Origin of the sequence: Amnibacterium soli (assembly GCF_039544415.1) — a bacterium.
Classification (GTDB): domain Bacteria; phylum Actinomycetota; class Actinomycetes; order Actinomycetales; family Microbacteriaceae; genus Amnibacterium; species Amnibacterium soli.
The window spans coordinates 166,761-185,769 of the sequence record NZ_BAABLP010000001.1; the positions used below are offsets into that span (position 1 = coordinate 166,761).

The 19,009-nt window shown below is 73.0% G+C and carries 19 protein-coding genes; 15 read left to right on the top strand and 4 right to left on the bottom strand.

Features of this window, described 5'->3' with window-relative positions:
• The first annotated feature begins 11 nt into the window (after nt 1-11).
• Genes ABEA53_RS00810 through ABEA53_RS00825 form a run of 4 tightly spaced genes read left to right on the top strand, consistent with a single transcriptional unit; the run spans nt 12 to nt 4,565 of the window.
• Nucleotides 12-1,265, top strand: coding sequence for an FAD-binding protein (locus ABEA53_RS00810; RefSeq protein WP_345479000.1), 1,254 nt, complete (start codon nt 12-14; stop codon nt 1,263-1,265).
• The gene (locus ABEA53_RS00815) at nt 1,262-2,164 is read left to right on the top strand and encodes an aldose 1-epimerase family protein (RefSeq protein ID WP_345479001.1); all 903 of its coding nucleotides are present in this window, start codon (nt 1,262-1,264) and stop codon (nt 2,162-2,164) included. The genes ABEA53_RS00810 and ABEA53_RS00815 overlap by 4 nt, the downstream gene beginning before the upstream one ends.
• A 46-nt stretch (nt 2,165-2,210) precedes the next feature.
• Nucleotides 2,211-3,494, top strand: a complete 1,284-nt coding sequence (locus tag ABEA53_RS00820; RefSeq protein WP_345479002.1) for an endo-1,4-beta-xylanase — start codon at nt 2,211-2,213, stop codon at nt 3,492-3,494.
• Nucleotides 3,495-3,527: 33 nt separating this feature from the next.
• A complete protein-coding gene (locus ABEA53_RS00825) occupies nt 3,528-4,565 on the top strand; it encodes a LacI family DNA-binding transcriptional regulator (RefSeq protein WP_345479003.1) in 1,038 nt (345 codons plus the stop codon).
• 9 nt (nt 4,566-4,574) lie between these two features.
• On the opposite strand, the gene ABEA53_RS00830 is transcribed toward ABEA53_RS00825, so the two are convergent.
• From ABEA53_RS00830 to ABEA53_RS00840, 3 genes are read right to left on the bottom strand one after another with little or no spacing between them, the layout of a single operon-like run.
• Nucleotides 4,575-5,021, bottom strand: a complete 447-nt coding sequence (locus tag ABEA53_RS00830; protein ID WP_345479004.1) for a heme-binding protein — start codon at nt 5,019-5,021, stop codon at nt 4,575-4,577.
• On the bottom strand, nt 5,018-5,977 hold the full coding sequence (locus ABEA53_RS00835; protein ID WP_345479005.1) for a TolB family protein: 960 nt from the start codon (nt 5,975-5,977) through the stop codon (nt 5,018-5,020). The genes ABEA53_RS00830 and ABEA53_RS00835 overlap by 4 nt, the downstream gene beginning before the upstream one ends.
• A 21-nt stretch (nt 5,978-5,998) precedes the next feature.
• Nucleotides 5,999-6,967 carry an aldo/keto reductase gene (locus ABEA53_RS00840; protein ID WP_345479006.1) on the bottom strand — a complete coding sequence of 323 codons (969 nt, stop codon included), beginning with the start codon at nt 6,965-6,967 and terminating at the stop codon, nt 5,999-6,001.
• Nucleotides 6,968-7,139: 172 nt separating this feature from the next.
• Between ABEA53_RS00840 and ABEA53_RS00845 the strand changes: the two genes are divergently transcribed.
• Complete coding sequence (locus tag ABEA53_RS00845; RefSeq protein ID WP_345479007.1) at nt 7,140-8,000, top strand: 3-keto-disaccharide hydrolase; 861 nt, start codon at nt 7,140-7,142, stop codon at nt 7,998-8,000.
• 35 nt (nt 8,001-8,035) lie between these two features.
• On the opposite strand, the gene ABEA53_RS00850 is transcribed toward ABEA53_RS00845, so the two are convergent.
• Complete coding sequence (locus ABEA53_RS00850) at nt 8,036-9,202, bottom strand: Gfo/Idh/MocA family protein (protein ID WP_345479008.1); 1,167 nt, start codon at nt 9,200-9,202, stop codon at nt 8,036-8,038.
• A gap of 164 nt (nt 9,203-9,366) precedes the next feature.
• Here ABEA53_RS00850 and ABEA53_RS00855 point away from each other — a divergent pair, with 164 nt between their 5' ends.
• From ABEA53_RS00855 to ABEA53_RS00900, 10 genes are all read left to right on the top strand, one after another.
• Nucleotides 9,367-10,587, top strand: a complete 1,221-nt coding sequence (locus ABEA53_RS00855; RefSeq protein WP_345479009.1) for an ROK family transcriptional regulator — start codon at nt 9,367-9,369, stop codon at nt 10,585-10,587.
• Between the two features lie 162 nt (nt 10,588-10,749).
• Nucleotides 10,750-12,123: an ABC transporter substrate-binding protein gene (locus ABEA53_RS00860; RefSeq protein WP_345479010.1), complete on the top strand. Its 1,374-nt coding sequence runs from the start codon at nt 10,750-10,752 to the stop codon at nt 12,121-12,123.
• A gap of 41 nt (nt 12,124-12,164) precedes the next feature.
• Nucleotides 12,165-13,106 carry a carbohydrate ABC transporter permease gene (locus ABEA53_RS00865; RefSeq protein ID WP_345479011.1) on the top strand — a complete coding sequence of 314 codons (942 nt, stop codon included), beginning with the start codon at nt 12,165-12,167 and terminating at the stop codon, nt 13,104-13,106.
• On the top strand, nt 13,099-13,887 hold the full coding sequence (locus tag ABEA53_RS00870; protein WP_345479012.1) for a carbohydrate ABC transporter permease: 789 nt from the start codon (nt 13,099-13,101) through the stop codon (nt 13,885-13,887). The genes ABEA53_RS00865 and ABEA53_RS00870 overlap by 8 nt, the downstream gene beginning before the upstream one ends.
• A gap of 65 nt (nt 13,888-13,952) precedes the next feature.
• On the top strand, nt 13,953-14,333 hold the full coding sequence (locus ABEA53_RS00875; protein ID WP_345479013.1) for a tautomerase family protein: 381 nt from the start codon (nt 13,953-13,955) through the stop codon (nt 14,331-14,333).
• A gap of 11 nt (nt 14,334-14,344) precedes the next feature.
• Nucleotides 14,345-15,223, top strand: a complete 879-nt coding sequence (locus ABEA53_RS00880) for a TolB family protein (RefSeq protein ID WP_345479014.1) — start codon at nt 14,345-14,347, stop codon at nt 15,221-15,223.
• 79 nt (nt 15,224-15,302) lie between these two features.
• Nucleotides 15,303-16,361 carry an NAD-dependent epimerase/dehydratase family protein gene (locus ABEA53_RS00885; RefSeq protein ID WP_345479015.1) on the top strand — a complete coding sequence of 353 codons (1,059 nt, stop codon included), beginning with the start codon at nt 15,303-15,305 and terminating at the stop codon, nt 16,359-16,361.
• Entirely contained in the window at nt 16,358-17,326 is a 969-nt protein-coding gene (locus ABEA53_RS00890; RefSeq protein ID WP_345479016.1) for an aldo/keto reductase, read from the top strand. Before ABEA53_RS00885 ends, ABEA53_RS00890 begins: the two co-directional genes overlap by 4 nt.
• A 35-nt stretch (nt 17,327-17,361) precedes the next feature.
• Nucleotides 17,362-18,135 (top strand): SDR family NAD(P)-dependent oxidoreductase, encoded by a 774-nt coding sequence (locus ABEA53_RS00895; RefSeq protein ID WP_345479017.1) that lies wholly within the window; start codon nt 17,362-17,364, stop codon nt 18,133-18,135.
• A gap of 14 nt (nt 18,136-18,149) precedes the next feature.
• Nucleotides 18,150-18,992, top strand: a complete 843-nt coding sequence (locus ABEA53_RS00900; protein ID WP_345479018.1) for an SMP-30/gluconolactonase/LRE family protein — start codon at nt 18,150-18,152, stop codon at nt 18,990-18,992.
• Nucleotides 18,993-19,009 lie beyond the last annotated feature (17 nt).

The following is a 19,009-nucleotide window of genomic DNA, read 5'->3' on the forward strand; positions in this document are numbered from 1 at the left end:
AGGAGGTTCGCGTGCGGAACTGGTCTGGCACCTACGAGTACCGGGCGTCGTCGGTGGAGGCGCCGACGAGCGTGGCCGAGGTGCAGCAGCTGGTCGCGCGCTCGCCGCGCATCCGCGCACTCGGCACGCGGCACTCGTTCAACGACGTCGCGGACACCGAGGGCGTGCTCGTCACGACGACGGAGATCCCCGCGGACTTCGCGATCGACGAGGAGCGCCGCGTGCTCACCGTCGGCGCGGGCACGCGCTACGCCGCGGTCGCGACGCACCTCACCGAGCAGGGCTGGGCCCTGCACAACATGGGGTCGCTGCCGCACATCTCCGTCGCCGGCGCCATCTCGACCGGCACCCACGGCTCCGGCGACCTGAACGGCAACCTGTCGACTGCGGTCCGCGGGCTGCAGCTCGTCGGCCCGGACGGCGAGCTGCGCTGGGTCCGCCACGGCGACCCCGACTTCGCCGGCTCCGTCGTCGCGCTCGGCCTGCTCGGCGTCGTCGTGCGGGTCGAGCTCGCGATCGAGCCGACGTACCTGATCCGCCAGGACGTGTACCGCGGCCTCGCCTGGTCGACGCTGCTGTCCAACGTGCCGGCCGTGACCGGCGCGGGCTACAGCGTGAGCATCTTCACGGACTGGGTGACCGACCCGATCCAGCAGGTGTGGGTGAAGCGGCGGCTCGCCTCCGCGGACGAGCCGGTCGCGGACGAGCTGTCCGGGGCCGTGCGCGACGGCAGCAACTCGGCGCTGATCGTCGAGGGCGTCGGCGACAACACCACGCAGCTCGGCGTCGCCGGCGCGTGGTCCGCCACGCTCCCGCACTTCCGCATCGACTCGACCCCGAGCAACGGCGACGAGATCCAGACGGAGTACTTCATCGACCGCGCGGACGCGCCCGCCGCGCTCGCCGCGGTGCGCGAGCTGGGCGCGGACATCGCCCCGCACCTGCTCGTCACCGAGCTGCGGACCATGGCCGCGGACGACCTGTGGATCAGCCCGGCCACCGGCCGCGAGTCGCTCGCGATCCACTTCACGTTCAAGAACGACCAGGCCGCGGTGGAGGCGCTCTGCCCCCGCATCGAGGCCGCGCTCGAGCCGTTCGCCCCGCGCCCGCACTGGGGCAAGGTGAACACGATGCCGAAGGCGGTCGTCGCGTCGCGCTACCCGCGCTTCGCCGACTTCCGCGCGCTCGTCGAGCGCACGGACCCCGACCGCAAGTTCGTCGGCCCCGCGACCGCGGCGCTGCTCGACGCGGCGGTGACGGCGTGACCGGCCGCCCGGTCAGCGGCACGCAGGTCGCGCTGCGCCACGGCGGCTACGCGGCCGAGATCGCCTCCGTCGGCGCCTCCCTGCGCGCGCTGCGCTTCGAGGGCCGCGACCTCGTCGTGCCGTTCCACGAGGACGAGGTGCGCCCGCTGTTCCGGGGCGCCGTGCTCGTGCCCTGGCCGAACCGCGTCGTCGACGGCCACTACGTCTTCGAGGGGCGGGAGCAGCAGCTCGCGCTCACCGAGCCGGACCGCGGGCACGCGCTGCACGGGCTGCTCGGCTGGGCCGACTTCCGCGTGGTGACGCGCACGAGCGAGGCCGTGACGCTGGAGACGGAGGTCGTCGCGCAGTCCGGCTACCCCCACCGGCTCCGGGTCGAGGTCGAGTACCGCCTCACCGACGACGGCCTCGTCACCCGCATCGCGGCGACCAACACCGGAGGGACGCGCGCCCCCTACGGCACCTCGGGCCACCCGTACCTGGTCGGCGGGCCCGGCCGCGTGGACGACTGGACGCTCGAGCTCGCCGCCGGGAAGGTGCTCGAGGTGGACCCCGAGCGGCTGATCCCGCAGGGCCTCGCCGACGTCGCCGGCGGGCCGTTCGACTTCGCCGAGCCCCGCGGCATCGGCGACCTGTTCATCGACCACGCGTTCACCGGCCTCCGCGCCCGCCGCGCGCGGGTGCTCGCCGCCGACGGCTCGGGCGCCGAGCTGCGCTGGGACGAGGGCGCCCCGTGGGTGCAGGTGCACACCGCCGACCGCCCGGAGCCCGAGTACGACCGGGCCGGCCTCGCCGTCGAGCCGATGACGTGCCCGCCCGACGCCTTCAACTCGGGCACCGACCTCGTCGTGCTCGAGCCGGGCGCGTCGCACGCCGTCGCCTGGACCATCGCCGCCGTCTGATCCTCCGCGGAGCCCTCCGCACCGCCCTCCTCCCGAAGGAACCCCTGTGCCCTCCGTCGCGCGCATCCCGACCGCCCTCCCCGCCAAGACCGCGGGGGCCGACGTCGTCGTGCTCGGCGCGGACGGCGCGCCGCTCGCCGATGCGGAGGTGGTCGTCGAGCAGACCTCGCACGCGTTCGGCTTCGGCAACATCGGCTTCGACTTCCTGCCGCTCGTCGGCGGCCCGGCGCCCGAGGGCGTCGAGGACGTGGAGGCGTTCGGCACCGCGTCGTCGCTCGACCTCGAGACGCTGTCCGACGCGTGGCTGGGCCTGTTCAACCAGGTGACGCTGCCGTTCTACTGGGGCCGGTACGAGCCCCGGCGCGGGGAGCCCGACCGGGAGCGGCTGCGCCGCACCGCGCAGTGGTTCGCCGACCGCGGCGTGACGGTGAAGGGGCACCCGCTGCTCTGGCACACGATCACCCCCTCCTGGCTCGCGGGACTGCCCCTCGACGAGGTCGAGCAGCTGCAGCGGGAGCGCAGCCGTGGCCTGACCGCCGAGTTCGCGGGCCTCATCGACGTGTGGGACGCGATCAACGAGGCCGTGATCATGCCGGTCTTCGACAACGGCGCGAACCGCATCACCGACCTCGCCCGCGACCGCGGCCGCATCGCGACCGTGAAGCTCGCGTTCGAGGAGGCGCGGGCCGGCAACCCGTCCGCGACGCTCCTCATCAACGACTTCGACCTCGGCTCCGCGTACGAGTGCCTGATCGAGGGGCTGCTCGAGGCGGGCGTCGCGATCGACGCGATCGGCCTGCAGACCCACATGCACCAGGGCTACCGCGGCGAGGAGTGGACCACCGCGATGCTCGACCGGTTCGCGCGCTACGGCCTGCCGCTGCACATGACCGAGACGACGATCGTGTCGGGGCACCTCATGCCGCCCGAGATCGACGACCTGAACGACTACCGCATCCCCGACTGGCCCTCCACGCCGGAGGGGGAGGCGCGGCAGGCGGACGAGCTGGTGCGCCACTACCGCACGCTGGTCGGCCACCCCTCGGTCCGCGTCATCAACGCCTGGGGCATCACGGACGAGGGCGCCTGGCTCGGCGCGCCCGTCGGCGTGCTGCGCAAGGACGGCAGCCGCAAGCCCTCCTACGACGCGCTGCACGGCCTGATCAAGGGGGAGTGGTGGCTCGCGCCGACGACGGTGCGCACCGACGCCGAGGGCCGGATCCGCGTCGAGGGCTTCGAGGGCGGCTACCGCGCGACCGCGGGCGGCGCCTCCGCCGACTTCGGGCTGACCGGCGGCGACGGCGCGATCACGCTGCGACTGCCGGCCTGAGCCCGGCGCGGGGCGTCGCTACGCTCGGGAACCATGTCGATGAAGGTCCCCGACGGCGAGGCCGCGGGCGCCACCCTGTCCGAGATCGGCGCGCTCGCCGACGTCTCCATCTCGACGGTGTCGAAGGTGCTGAACGGGCGCCCCGGGGTGTCGGACGAGACGCGGGCGCGGATCGAGGCGCTGCTGCAGGAGCAGGGCTACAACCGGCGGCAGACGGCGCAGGGGCCCGCGTCCCTCGTCGAGGTGCTCGTGTGGGAGATCGACAGCACCTGGGCCGTGGAGCTGATCGCCGGCGTCGAGCGCATCGCCCGCGAGCACGGCCTCGGCATGGTCGTGTCGAACACGCAGGACCGGAAGGTGTCCGACTCCCGATGGATGGAGGGGGTCATCGCCCGCCGTCCCGTCGGCGTGCTGCTGGTGGGGGCCGAGCTGCCGGAGGCGCAGCAGCGCCAGCTGCAGTCGCGCCAGGTGCCCGTCGTGGCCATCGACCAGGGCGGCCGCACCGGGCTCGCCGAGCACTCCGTCGGCTCGGCGGACTGGAGCGGCGCCTTCGCGGCCACCCGGCACCTGCTCGACCTCGGCCACCGGCGCATCGCGATCATCACCGGTCCGGACGACATGATCGCGTCGGTCGCGCGGGTGTCCGGCTTCCGGGCCGCGCTCGACGCCGCCGGCGTCGGCCTGCCGGACGAGTACGTGCGGCACGGCGAGTTCCACCGGCAGGACGGCCTCGAGCAGGGCCGGGCCCTGCTCGAGCTGCGCGATCCGCCCACCGCGGTGTTCGCGTCGAACGACCTGCAGGCCCTCGGCGTGTACGAGGCGGCGCGGGCGCTCGACGTGCGCATCCCGGAGCAGCTCTCCGTGGTGGGCTACGACGACCTGAAGGCCGCGGCGTGGGTGGTGCCGGCGCTGACCACGATCCGCGTGCCGCTCGCGGAGATGGCGGAGCAGGCGACCCGCCTCCTCGTGCGGCTCCGCGACGAGCCGGGCTTCGCCGTGTCGCACATCGACCTGGCGACGTCGCTGGTCGTCCGCCACTCCACGGCGCCGGCGCCGACCCCCGCCGACTGAGCCGACCGCTCAGCGGCGCCCGGCGCCGTGCGGCAGGCGCAGCCCCAGGACCGCGAGGTCGTGGTCGCCGCCGGTCTCGAGGCCCGAGATCGCGAGCACGCCGACCTGCGCGCCGTGCACCCGGAGGGGGACCGCTCCCTCGCCGACGGCGAACCGGGTGCGCGCCAGCGCGAACGTCTCGTAGAACTCCGGCCAGGAGTCGACGCGGTAGTGCTCGGCGACCGCCTTCGACGAGCGGTCGAACCGCCGCACGACGTTCGCCTTCCGCTCGGCCCACGCGTCGTTGTCGGCGGTGGCGCCGGGCAGCGCGACGTGGAAGACCCGCTGCTCGCCGAGCGTGATGCTGACGACGACCGGCAGGCGCTCGGCCCGGCAGTGCTCGACCAGCGCGCTGCCGACGCGCCACGCGTCGTCGATGTCGAACCGGTCGAAATCGGGCAGGTCCTCGTCGCTCATGCTGCTCCTCCGTGCTCGTCCGCATAGGCGCGGGACGGGTAGTCGACGTAGGCGAAGGCGCTGCCGTCCGGCGCCCAGCCGTTGACGTTCAACGTGCCCTGGCCGCCGAACAGGGCGACCGCGGTGACCGGCTCGCCGCCCGCGGCGGGGATCAGGCGCAGCTCGACCCACGTGTCGGCCGGATGCGTCACCGTGCCGGGGTCGTAGCTGATGTAGACCGCCCTGGTGCCGCCGGGGTCGAGGTGCGGGAACCAGTTCACCCGGTCGTCGGCGGTCAGCCGCTCGGGCGCGGCACCGGTCGGTCGGCCGCCGTCGAGCGCGATCCGGAAGAGCTGCGCGTGGCCCGGCCGCTCCGCGGCCTCCTCCGAGTTGTAGTGCAGCCAGCGCCCGTCGGGCGAGTACTCCGGCCCGTCGTAGCCGGTGCCGTCGGTGAGGAGGCGGTCGGGTCCTCCGGCGAAGGGGATCGTCGCCAGGTTGCGCCGCCCGCGCGGGTCGCCGCCCTCCGGCTCGACGGCGACGTACGCCAGCGTCCCGCCGTCCGGCGAGATGCCGTGCAGCCAGCAGCCGTACTCGGTGTCCGGGTCGTTCGAGATCCGCGTCGCGGCGCCGCCGTCGATCGGCACGCGGTACAGGTGGCCGGCCGCGCTGAAGACGACCGTCCGCCCGTCGGGCGTCAGCACGTGATCGTTGTTGACGTGCCCGACGCCGTCGGTGTCGATCCGCTGCGGTTCGCCGCCCCCGACCGGCAGCCGGTACAGGTCCCCGCCGCCGTTGACGACGAGCGTGCCGCCGTCGGGCGTCCAGTTCGGCGACTCGAGCAGCCGGTCGGACACGTGCACGATCCGGCCCTCGCCGGTCGCGACGTCGTGGACGACGACCCGGGAGACCTGCCCGGGCTGCAGGTCCTGCCGCCCCGGCGACCGGGACGTTGCGAGTCCCTCGTCCGCTCGTGCCATCGCGCGCTCCTCCGTGGTCGATCAGTCCGCAGCGGCGTCGAGCCACACGGAGGGGGCGGGCAGGAGGGCGGCCGCCCGCTCCCAGAACTCGTCCGGGATCGGTGCGGCGAGCGCCTCGAGCAGCTTCGGCACCCGCTCGGGCCTGGAGAAGCCGACCACGGTCGTGTCGATGCGCGGGTCGCGCACGGACTGCTGCACGGCGGCGTCGGCGAGCACGACGCCGAGCCCGTCCGCCAGGTCGTGGAGCGCCGCGGCCGCCTGCAGCACCGCGGGGCCGGCGGGCCGGAAGCCGTAGAGCGGCCTCGCGGCCCGGGAGGCGAGCAGCCCGCCGCCCAGCACGGCGGCGTTGATCACGCCGAGCCCCTCGGCGCGGGCGCGGTCGATCAGCGGGTCCGCGCCGCGGTCGAGCAGCGTCGCCCTGGAGTGGGTGAGGACGACGTCGAACGCGCCGGTGTCGAGCAGCCGCTCCATCGTCGGCACGTGTCCGGCGGCGAGGCCGATGCGGCCGATCACCCCCTCCTCCTTCAGTGCGAGCAGGACCTCGATCGCACCGCCCGGCCGGTCGAACCCGGCCCCGGGGTGGAACTCCGGGTCGTGCAGGTGCACGAGCGGGAGGTGGTCCATGCCGAGGCGCGCCCGGCTCTCGTCGACGGAGGCGCGGACGCGGGCGCCCGAGTAGTCGCCGTCCTCCGCGTCGACCTTCGTCGCGATCAGCAGCCCGCTGTCGGGCAGGTCCCGCAGCGCCGCTCCGATGCGCTGCTCGCTGCGCCCGTCGGAGTACCCGTTGGCGGTGTCGATCATGCGGATCGGGCTGGTCGCGAGGTCCCGCACCAGCGCGATCGCCCGGTCCTCCGGGGTGTCGTAGCCGAACAGCTCGGGCATCCCGCCGAGCGGTCCGCCGCCCGCCGCGATCGCGGACACGGTCAGGCCCGTCGAGCCGAGGGGGCGGAGCCAGCCCGGGGAGCCGGGCGTGATCGCGGTGGTCGTCATCGGGCCTCGTCTGCGCGTGCCGGTGCGGCGTCGTCGACGCGACCGGGCTCGGGGTCCCGAGCGTACGGGCGCGGTTCCGGACGAAGCAACAGCAGGGTATGAAAGCTTTCGCGCATCGAGCGCCTCACCGGGCGCCGGATCCGCCGCGGACGTGCGGCAGGGAGGCGGGCGCATGGACGTCGACGGCGACGACGAGACGGGGTTCCGGCCGCTGTTCGACGGCCGCACGCTCGACGGCTGGCTTCCCGCGCCGCGCGTGTACGGCTCGGTGCGCCCCGGTGGCCCCATGCTCGCCGCCGTGTCCGACCACCCCCTCCCGGACCCGGCCGAGGCGGCTGCGCACGCCGCGGTCTGGCGCGTGGAGGACGGTGCGATCGTCGGTGAGCAGGACGCGCCCGGCAGCGGGTTCGGCGGCTACCTCGTCAGCGAGGAGGCGTTCGGCGACTTCGAGCTGCGGCTGCAGATGAAGCCGGACTGGCCGGCCGACACGGGGGTGATGGTCCGCCGCCTCCGCGACTCGTGGGAGGGGCTGCAGGTGCTCGTCGACCACCGCCGGTCGGGCTCCATCGGGGGCTTCTACGGGAACGGGCTGGCCGGATTCCACGCCGTGCCGTTCGCGATCGACGCCGGTCTCGACGGCGACGGCCGCCCGGACCGGCTCGTGCAGCAGGACCCGGCCACGAGCGTCGAGCCGATCACGCCGGAGAAGCGGGCGCTGCTCGCGCGCGCCGGCGACGCCGACGCCTTCCTCGCGGCCTGGCGCTTCGGGGACTGGAACGACCTGCGGGTGCGCTGCGTCGGAGCACTGCCGGTGCTGACGACCTGGGTGAACGACGTCCTCGTCGCGGAGCTCGACGTCGCGGCGATCACCTGGCCCGGCTTCGACGCGGAGGCCGTGCTCGACGTCCTGGGGCCGCGCGGCCACATCGCGTTCGAGGTGCACGACAACGACCCGCTGCTCGGGGAGGAGCGGTGGGGCGTCGGCGCGGCGTGCCGGTGGCGGGACGTCCGCCTCCGCGACCTGAGCGGCTGACGCGGCCCGCCGCCGGGCGGGGGGCCGCGTCGGCGTCAGCCGGCCGTCCAGGGCTCCTCGCCGGTGCGGACGACCTCGCCGGTCTCGGCCGCCTGCTCGATGGCGATGCCGACGTGGTGGTCGTGCATCCCGTCGGCGAGCGGGTAGGGCGCCGGGCCCTCCTGCCGCGCCCACGCTCCCGTCCGCGCCAGCAGCTCGGCGGTGCCGATGTCGTCGTCCGAGAGCGCGGCGCCCGCGAACCGGTTGCGGAACACGGGCCGGCCCTCGAACGACAGGTGGGTCAGGTCCAGGCCCTCGTAGTTCATCCCGATCCCGGTGGCGGCGCGCTCGATGCGCGACGTCACCGGCGTGGTCGCGTCGAGCATGCGCACGACCGTCTCGTCGTGGATCTCGCCCGTGGCGCCCCGCACCGTGAGGTGGTCCGGCCGCACCGGGTTCCACCACTGGCCGTCGGTGAAGTCGTAGAGCCCCATCCGGTCGCCGCCGAAGTCGATCGTGGAGAGGATCGTCCGCGCCCGCTTCTGCTCGAGGTCGTGCGTCCAGCCCTGCGGCGTGATCGGGTCCACGAGCGGTGCGGTGAAGGTCCGCGACGCGACCGCCGTCGGCTCCCGTCCGACGTCGAGGAACGCGCGCATCATCGCGACCACGTGGTACAGGTGCGTCGAGCTGATCTGCACGGACCCCGGGGTGCCGATCAGGCCCTCCCGGGTGAGCGCCAGTCGCGCGGCGTGCAGGGGCATGAACGCGTACTGCTCGGCGACCTGCACCAGGCCCGACGCCCCCACGTCCGCCCAGAGCGACCGCATCCCGTCGAGGTCCGGCGCCGGCGGCGTCTCCGCGAGCACCGGGACCCCCGCGGCCACGAGCGTCCGCGTGAGCTCGGGCGTGACGGGCCACGGCACGCTGAGCACCACGAAGTCGGGGCGGTCCGCCGCCAGCAGCGCCTCCACCGTGCCGTGCGTCCTCACCCCGAAGTCCCGGTCGATCCGCTCGGTCGACTCGGATCGCCGGGTGAGCACGCCGGTCGCCTCGAACACCTCGGGCAGGAGGTGGGCGAGGCGGAGGTAGACCGTGGACCGCCATCCCGACCCGATCACCGCGTATCGGCTGCGCGGGGGCCGCTCGAGGCCTCTCGTCCGCACCGACGCCGTCGTCTGCGCGGGGCTGACGACGCGTCGTCCCGCTCCCTGCTGCTCGGTCATGAATCCGCCTCCTGTCGGCCGGGGACCGTCGGCGACCATCGCCGGCGGTCCGGATCGCTGCGCTTCGAGCGCGCTCGCCGCTCGCGGCCGAGTCGTGCCGGCCCGGTGTAGATTCCGTCGACCTCCCGGGCGTGTCGTCCCGGGCGACCAGGGCGGAGCGGACCATGAGCGGGAGCACCGAGGCACCGGCGACGCTGCGCGGACGCTCGTCGGCCGAGACGCGGAGCGCGGTGCTCGACCTCATCCGCTCGAGCGGCGCCATCAGCCGCGTCGACCTCGCGCGGCGTTCCGCGCTGACGGAGGCGACGATCTCGAAGATCGTGAAGGAGCTGCTGTCCGCCGGGCTGATCGTCCAGTCCGGGTACGCGCAGTCCACCGGCGGGAAGCGCCCCGCGCTCCTCCGGCTGAACGGCGGCGGCGCCCACGCCGTCGGGCTGACGCTGGACTTCCACCGCTGCGTGATCGTGCTCTGCGGGGCCGACGGCACCGAGCTCGCGCGCAAGGAGGTGCAGGGCACCGGGGACGACGAGCTCGTCGTGACGGTGGACCGGCTGGCGGCCGAGGTCGACGGCCTGCTCCAGCAGGAGCGCGTCGATCGCGCGTCCATCACCGGGATCGGCGTCGCGACGGCCGGCCGTCGCGGCTCGCCCGTCGGCGGCATCGAGCCGTCGTCCTTCGACGGATGGGAGTCGTACCCCGTCGAGGCCGAGCTCGAGCGCCGGACCGGGTTCCCGGTCGTGCGGGAGAACGACGCCAACTGCGCGGCGCTGGGGGAGTACTGGGCAAGCCAGGAGCCCGGGCGGGACTTCGTCGCGATCTACATGTCCCAGGGCATCGGCTGCGGGATCGTCATCAACGGTGCGATCTACCGGGGCGCCTCCGGCAACGCGGGCGAGATCGGCCACACCACGGTCGACCCCGACGGCCTGCCCTGCTGGTGCGGCTCCCGCGGGTGCCTCGAGACCGTCGCGAGCCCCCGGTCGATCGTCCGGGCGGCGCTCGCGGAGCGCGGGCTGCGGGCCCGGCTCGGCGTCGACGACGGCACGCCGCCCGACCGCGTCTACGGCCGGTTCCTCGGCCTCGTCGCCGACGGCGACGAGCAGGCGGGAGCGATCCTCGGCCGCGCGGCCGAGCACTTCGCGGCAGCGGTCGTGGCGCTCGTCAACACCTTCGACCTCGACCTCGTCGTGCTCGCCGGCGCGGGGTTCGCCGGAGCGGGGGAGGCGTTCCTGACCGCGGCCCGGACCCGCGTCGAGCAGACGGCGTTCATGCGGGAGCTGCACCCGATCACCGTGCGACTGGCCGCGGTGGGCTCGGAGACGGCGGCCCTGGGCGCGGCCTCGGTCGTGCTGCATCGCCACCTGACACCTCATCGGACGGGCTGAGCGAACGACCTCGCGGCACGTTCGACAACGGAACGAAAACACGCGAGAGCTTTCGTTCGCAAGTATTGCTTTGTCGTCGATCGTCCTCGTAGGCTGCCGCCACACAGCCCCGTGGACGTGGCGTGCGTCGCCATCCGTCCACACCTCGACGGACGGAAGACGATGCGGTTTTCTCCCCATTCCAAGTTCAGGACGGTGCTCGCCGCGGCCGGCGTCGCGGTCCTCGCGGCCGGCCTCGTCGGCTGCAGCGGCAGCAGCGGCGGCGGTGACGGCGGGTCCGCCACCAAGGGCACGGTGACGTGGTGGAGCTGGACGCCGGACAACAACGTGGCCGACGCCGAGATCGCGGCGTTCAACGAGAAGTACCCGGACATCAAGGTCAACTACCGCAAGGTCCCGATCGACAACTACGCCGCGCTGCTGCGCCCGGCGCTCGCCTCGAACGACGGCCCGGACGTCTTCTCGGTCAACGCCACCGGCTCCTTCTCGGCCAAGACGTTCGCCGCCTACGCGGTCGACCTGACGCCGGACATCAAGAAGCTGCTCGGCGACGACTGGAAGTCCAAGGTCTTCGACGGCGGCACCCAGGCGTTCACGATCGACGGTCGGCTCGTCGGGGCGCAGTTCGCCAAGGTCGGCGCGGGCCTGATGTGGATCAACAAGTCCACGTTCGACAAGTACAAGCTGCAGCCGCCGAAGACGTACGACGAGTGGGTGTCGGTCTGCAAGACCTTCCGGTCGAAGGGGCTCGGCTGCTTCCGCGAGGGCATGGCCGGCAGCGCCGGCTTCGTCGTCGACACGATGCACTCGATCGTCGACAGCGTCGAGCCCGGCCTCTGGGCCAAGGCGCTCGTCGGCAAGGCGAAGTGGAACTCGCCCGGCTTCGTGAAGTCGTTCGAGATCCTCCGGAAGATGCAGGACGACGGCATCCTCGACAAGGGCTCGACCGGGATCATGCAGTACCCGGACGTCAACAACGCCTTCCTGACCGGCAAGGTCCCGATGGTGCAGATGGGCACCTGGTACGCGCAGTACTCCGTCAAGAAGAACCTCGCCGCCGCCGTGGAGGGCGCGGGCGGGTCCTCGAGCGGCGACTCGGTCGTCGAGCTCCCGATCCCGTTCCCGGACGTGGCCGGCGCGGGCAACCCCTCGACCGTGTTCTCCGACGTCGACGCCGGGCACGCGGTGAACGCGAAGAGCAAGAACCGCAACGCGGCGATCACCTTCGCGCTCTGGATGGGGCACACGACGGAGGGCCAGCAGGCGGTCGTGAACGGCCTCGACTCCGTCGCGACCCTGAAGGGCGTGCAGCCGGACTTCGACAAGATCGAGCTGGTCGCCCCCGACGTGCAGCGGCCCGAGCTGGAGAAGCTCGCGACGTCGCTCGACGGCAAGCTCGACCCGCGGTACGGCACGACGCTCGCGGCGGAGACCAGCCAGGCGATCATCGACGCCAGCCAGGCGATGGTGAGCTCGGACAAGTCCGCGCAGGACGTCGCCGACGGCCTGCAGTCCGTCGCCGACTCGCAGGGCTGACCGGTGTCGGCGACGGCGGGACGCCCCATGCGGGGACGGGCATGACGACGTCGGCGACGACGAACGCCGCCGGCGTGGCGACCGAGAGGTCGTCACGCCGGCGGGGCGGCCTCGCCCGGCCGACGGGGATCCCCTGGATCCTGCCGGCCCTGGTGGTCTCGGTCGGCGTCCTCTACTACTGCATCGGCTACACGGGCTACCTCTCGACCCTCAAGTGGGACGGCGCCTCGCCGCTCCAGCTGCAGGTCGGGCTCGAGAACTACGCGCGCATGTTCCGCGACCCGATCTTCTGGCGGGCGCTCGGGAACACGGCGCTGTTCTACGTCGTGACCTTCGCGGTGCAGGTCGCGCTCGGGATCGTGCTGGCGTGCCTGCTGCACTCGCGGCTGTACCTGAAGACGCTCTACAAGGTCCTGATCTTCGTCCCGGTCGTCCTGGCCCCCGCGACCACGGCGCCGGTGTTCCGGCAGATCTACGCGCCGACCGGCACGCTGAACACCGTCCTCGAGGGCATCGGGCTCGGCGGGCTCGCCCAGCCGTGGTTCTCGAACGGCACCTTCGCGCTGTTCATCATCATCTCGGTGCAGATCTGGCAGTCCACGGGCGTCGTGTTCATCCTGTACTTCGCGGCGATCGGTCAGATCTCGCCGGAGGTCATCGAGGCGGCGCGCATCGACGGCGCAGGCGACATCCGGATCATCACGTCGATCATCTGGCCCTCGGTCCGCGGCACGACGATCGCGATCGCGATCCTGTCCGCGATCGGATCGCTGAAGACCTTCGACATCCCGTTCCTCATCACGAGCGGCGGCCCCACCTACGCGACCGAGTTCCTCGGCACGCGGATCTACCGGATCAGCGTGCAGTACTCCGACGTCGGCCTCGGAGCGGCGTTCTCGATCGTGCTGCTGCTGCTCGCGATCGGCACCGCGGTGCTCATCCAGGTCGGATCGCGCACCCGAGAGGAGAAGGCCGGTGTTTGAGACGCGACGCCTGCGGTCCCGGATCGGGCTGCAGATCCTGCTCACGGTGCTCGTGGTGCCGTTCGTGTTCCCCCTGTACGCCATGGTGCAGGGCTCCCTCGAGGGGCTCGGCTGGGGGAACTACGCGACGGTGCTCTCGCTGCCGGTGCTGCCGAAGTTCTTCATCAACAGCGCGCTCATCTCGGCCGCGGTGATCGTCATCGTGATGTTCTGCACGATGACGGCGGCGTTCGGCTTCTCGAAGCTGCACATCCGGTTCAAGGAGGTGTACTTCTGGCTGCTGCTCATCTGCCTGACGCTGCCGGGCGTCGTGCTGATCGCGCCGCTGTTCGCGACGGTGACCCGGGTCGGCGCCTACAACACGCTCTGGGCGGTGATCATCCCGGTCGCGGCGCTGCAGATCCCGTTCACGACGCTGCTCGCGAGGAACTTCGTCGACGGCATCCCGAGCGAGCTGATCGAGGCGGCGCGCGTCGACGGCGCGAGCATCGTCCGGGTGTTCTGGGACATCCTCCTGCCGCTCAGCCGACCGATCATGGCGGCGGTGCTGGTCCTCGTCTTCATCAACTCGTGGAACGAGTTCCTGCTCGCCCTCCTGTTCCTGCAGACCCCCGACCAGCAGACGATCACCCTGGTGCCGTCGTTCTTCGTCGGCCAGTACAACAACGACCAGACGAAGGTGCTCGCCGCCGCCGTGCTCACGGGCCTGCCGGTCGTCATCGCCTACGTCTTCCTCCAGCGGTTCTTCGAGCGCGGCCTCGCGGCCGGCGCCCTGAAGTAGCGCCGGATCCACCCTCACGGCGGCCGGCGATCCTGCCGGCCGCCCACCTAGATAAGGAACCATCCATGCCGCACGCCCGCGTCGACCTCCACGAGTCGCACCGCCCCCGTCTGGCCGAGTACAGCGAGGCCATCCTGAAGGGGATGGTCCGCGGCCTGCCGATGCCGGCGTTCGACCTCTTCCAGTCGTTCCGCCTCCACCAGCCCGGCGAGCTGTTCTTCAACCGCACGTTCCCCGGCGTGCAGCGCGACGACATCATCTTCATCGAGCTGCTCGCGCAGGTCGGCTTCACCGACGAGCAGAAGCAGTCGGGCATGAGCGCCATCGCCGACGAGATGGAGGCGATCGGCGTGCCCCGCGGCGTGATGATGTTCGACTTCCTCGAGGTCCACGGGGCGTCCTGGTACCCGCTGGCCACCGAGGCCGACGTCGCGGCCGAGGGCTGACGGCGTCCCGCATGGCCGAGTTCCGCACCCTCGCTCCGGGGCAGGTCGCCCGGATCCACGTGCACGACGTCGTCACGGGGGAGGACCAGGTGGTGCACGAGAGCACCGCGGTCCTCTTCGAGGCGCCCAACTGGACGGCGGACGGCGCCTCCCTCCTGATCAACGGGGAGGGCGTGCTCTGGTCGCTCGCTCCCGCGCAGGGCGCGGAGCCCGTCCGCATCGAGCACGAGGCGCTGCCCGAGATCAACAACGACCACGTGCTCGACCCGGACGGCCGGCACGTCTTCCTCTCGGCGATGGACGGCCACATCCACCGCGCGCCGGTCGCGGGCGGTCCGGCCGAGCGGATCACGGAGGACGAGGGCGTCTGGCACTTCCTGCACGGCGTCTCGCCCGACGGCCGCCGGCTGGCCTACGTGCGGATGGCGTCGTTCGAGGAGCCGGGCCGGCTCGCCGTGATCGCGAGCGGGGGCGGGCCCTCGACGCTCGTGGACACGGGGGAGGGACACATCGACGGCCCCGAGTGGTCGCCGGACGGCGCCTGGATCTACTTCAACTCCGAGCGCTGGGCGACCGAGCCCGGCCACGCGCAGCTCGCGCGGGTGCCGGACGGCGGCGGCGAGGTCGAGCGGCTCGTGACGAGCGGGACCGTCGACTGGTTCCCGCACCTCGCGCCCGACGGGCGCACCGCGGTCTACATCGAGTTCCCGGCGGGCACCCTCGGACACCCCGCCGACAAGGCGGTGTCGCTCGTCGTCGTCGACACCGCCGACTGGAGCGCCCCGCGCGAGCGGATCGCGCTCCCGGGCGGTCAGGGGACCGTCAACGTCAACAGCTGGGCCCCGGACTCGCGCCGGTTCGCCTACGTGTCGTACCCGACCGCGGGCTGACGCACCACGAGCGGGACCCGATCGGACGGGTTCCGCTCCCACGATCGACGCCGGGCGCACGCCCGGCCGGAAGGAAACCATGCTGGAACGCGATAGGGCGGCGCTCTCCGTCCTCTACATCGGCGGCACGGGCACCATCAGCGCCTCGTGCGTGCGGCTCTCCGTCGAGAGCGGGATGCACGTCGCGGTGCTGAACCGCGGCAACAACGCCAAGCAGCGCGAGCTGCCCGAGGGCGTCGAGTCCCTGGTCGGCGACGTCACCGACGACGCCTCCCTCACCGCGGCCCTCGAGGGGCGGACGTTCGACGCGATCGTGAACTTCCTGTCCTACGACGCGGACGACGCCGAGCGCGCGGTGCGCCTGATCGGCCCGCACACGCGCCAGTACGTGTACATCTCGTCGGCGTCCGTGTACGGCAAGCCCGTGCTGCAGACGCCGGTGACGGAGTCGACGCCGACGCACAACCGCTTCCTCTCCTACGCGCGTGCCAAGCTGCGCGCGGAGCGGGTGCTGCAGGACGCGTACGCCGAGCAGGGCTTCCCGATGACGATCGTGCGCCCGTCGCACACGTACGACGACGCGAACCCGCCCCTGCCCGGCGACTGGACCGTCGTCGACCGCATCGCGCGCGGCGAGGAGATCCCCGTGCACGGCGACGGCACGTCGCTCTGGACGCTCACGCACGCGGAGGACTTCGCGGTCGGGCTCGTCGGGCTGCTCGGCAACCCGCGCGCGATCGGCGAGACGTTCCACATCACCGGCGACGACGTGCACACCTGGGATCAGATCTACACCGTCATCGCCGACGCGCTGGGCGTGCCGGCGAAGCTCGTGCACGTGCCGAGCGAGCTGTACCCGGTCGTCGCGCCGGACTGGTTCTGGTCGGACCTGCTCGTCGGCGACCTCGCGCACAGCGCCGTGTTCGACAACACGAAGATCAAGCGGTTCGTGCCGTCGTTCGGCCAGCGCCTCACCTTCCACCGCGCGGTGCGGCGGATGCTCGAGTGGCGCGAGGCGCACCCCGGGCAGACGGCGGCCGACCCGACGACGGACGCGGTGCTCTCCCGCATCGTCGCGGCGTACCACGCGGGCCGTGCGGCGTTCGCCGAGCACGCGCCTGCGACCGTGGACGCGTGACCGGCACGCCCTCGCTCGCCCCGCGGCCGCTCGGCGCCACCGGCATCTCGGTGACGCCGATCTGCGTGGGCACGAGCCCGCTCGCCTCCATGGCCCGCCTCTACGGGTACGACGTCGACGAGGACCGGGCGGTCGCGACCGTCGAGGCCGCGTTCGCCGGGCCGCTCGACTTCATCGACACCTCGAACGGGTACGGCGAGCACGGCGAGGCGGAGGTGCGCATCGGCGCCGCCGTCCGTCGTGCGGGCGGGCTGCCGCCCGGGATCGTGCTCGCGACGAAGGTCGATCCCGCTCCGGGCTCGGACGACTTCTCGGGCGACCGCGTGCGCGCGTCGTTCGCGGAGAGCCTGGAGCGCCTCGGCGTCGACCGCGTGCCGCTGCTGCACCTCCACGACCCGGAGCGCATCCCCTTCGAGGAGGGCGTCGCGCCCGGCGGCCCGGTGGAGGCGCTCGTCGCGCTGCGGGAGCAGGGCCTCGTCGACCGGATCGGCGTCGCGGGCGGCCCGGTGCCGCTGCTGCAGCGCTACCTCGACACCGGCGCGTTCGACGTGGTGCTGAGCCACAACCGGTACACGCTGCTCGACCGCTCCGCCGCGGGGCTCTTCGCGCGCGCGGCCGCGGCGGGGCTCGGCGTGATCAACGCGGCGCCCTACGGCGGCGGCATGCTCGCGAAGGGACCGGAGGTGCAGACGAAGTACGCGTACGGGGAGCGCGACGACCGCGTCGCGCGGGCCGCGACGGCGATGGGGGAGGCGTGCGCGCGGCACGGCGTGCCCCTGGCGGCCGCAGCGCTGCAGTTCTCGATGCGCTCGGCGGACGTGCACTCGACCGTCGTCGGCGTCTCGTCGCCCGAGCGGATCGCGCAGACGGTCGAGCTGGCCTCCGTCGCGATCCCGGAGGCGCTGTGGGCGGAGCTCGAGACGCTCGTGCCGCCCGCCGACGGCTGGCTCGACCCGCCCGCCTGATCGCTCCTCCCGCACCATCGGACGAAGGGGTTCGAGTGACCGACACCACGCAGTACGCCGTCTATCCGAGCCTGCGGGGGCGCACCGCGTTCGTCAGCGGCGGCGCCTCCGGGCTCGGCGCGGAGTTCGTCGAGCAGCTCGCCGGCCAGGGGATGGCCGTCGGCTTCGTCGACGTCGACGTCGAGCGCGGGCGGTCGCTCGAGCGGCGCCTCGCCGACGCCGGCGCGGCCGTGCGCTTCCTCCCGTGCGACGTGCGGGACGTGCCGGCGCTGCAGGCCGCGATCGCCGAGGTCGCCGAGGAGCTCGGCACGGTCCGGGTGCTCGTGAACAACGCCGCGAACGACCACCGCGACAAGGTCGCCGACATGGACGAGGCGCTGTGGGACGACCGCATCGCGGTCAACGTGCGGCACCACTTCTTCGCGACGCAGGCGGTGGCGCCCGGCATGCGCGAGGCGGGCGGCGGCTCGGTGATCAACCTCGGCTCCATCAGCGCGCACATCGATCTGATGGACCTGCCCGGCTACATCACCGCGAAGGCCGGGGTGGAGGGCCTGACCCGCACGCTCGCCCGCGAGTACGGGCCGTGGGCCGTGCGGGTGAACTGCATCATCCCGGGCTGGATCATGACGGAGAAGCAGCTCACCGAGTGGGTGACGCCGGAGGCGGAGGCGTCGATCGCGCGCAACCAGTGCCTGCCGCAGAAGCTGTACCCCGACGACGTGGCTCGCATGCTGCTGTGGTTGGCTGCCGACGACTCGCGCTCGTGCACCGCGCAGCGCTGGATCGTGGACGGAGGCTGGATGTGACGAAGGCGACGCAGGTGACCGACGTGGTGACGAACCACGGCGAGGGCCCGTACTGGGACGCGGCGGCCGGGCGGCTGCTGCTCGTCGACATGCTGGCGGGCGCGGTGGTCGAGTTCGAGCCGGGCTCCCGAGCGGTCCGCCACGGCTTCGGCGGCGTCGCCGCGGTGGTCCGTCGCCGCACCGCGGGCGGCTTCGTGCTCGCGGTCGAGCACGGGTTCCGCCTGCTCGACGACGACCTGCAGCCCGTCGGGGACGTGCAGGAGGTCTTCTCCGACCCCTCGATCCGGATGAACGAGGGCGGCTGCGACCCGCAGGGCCGGCTGTACCTCGGCACCATGGCCTACGAGGCGACCGAGGGCGCCGGCACCCTGTACCGGATCGACGCGGACCGCTCGGTGCACGAGGTGCTGCCGGGCGTGACCATCTCGAACGGCCTGCAGTGGCGCGCGGATGGGCAGGCCGTCTTCTACAACGACACCCCGACGCACCGCATCTCGCGGTTCGCGTTCGACGCGGCCTCCGGCACCTTCGGCGACCGCGAGACGGTCGTCGAGATCCCGGAGGAGCAGGGCAACCCGGACGGGCTCGCGATCGATGCCGAGGGCGGGTTGTGGTGCGCGCTCTACGGCGGGCACGCCGTGCACCGCTACGACCAGGACGGCGCGCTGACCGAGGTCGTCGAGCTGCCGGCCCGCGACGTCACCTCCTGCACCTTCGGCGGCCCCGACGGCACCACGCTGTTCATCACCACCTCCCGCGACGGGTGGGGCGACGCCGACGCGGAGCCGCAGGCGGGCGCCGTCTTCGCCCATGAGGCGGGCGTCCGCGGCGCCGAGCAGTACTCCTTCGCCGGCTGACCGGTTCGCCGATCCGC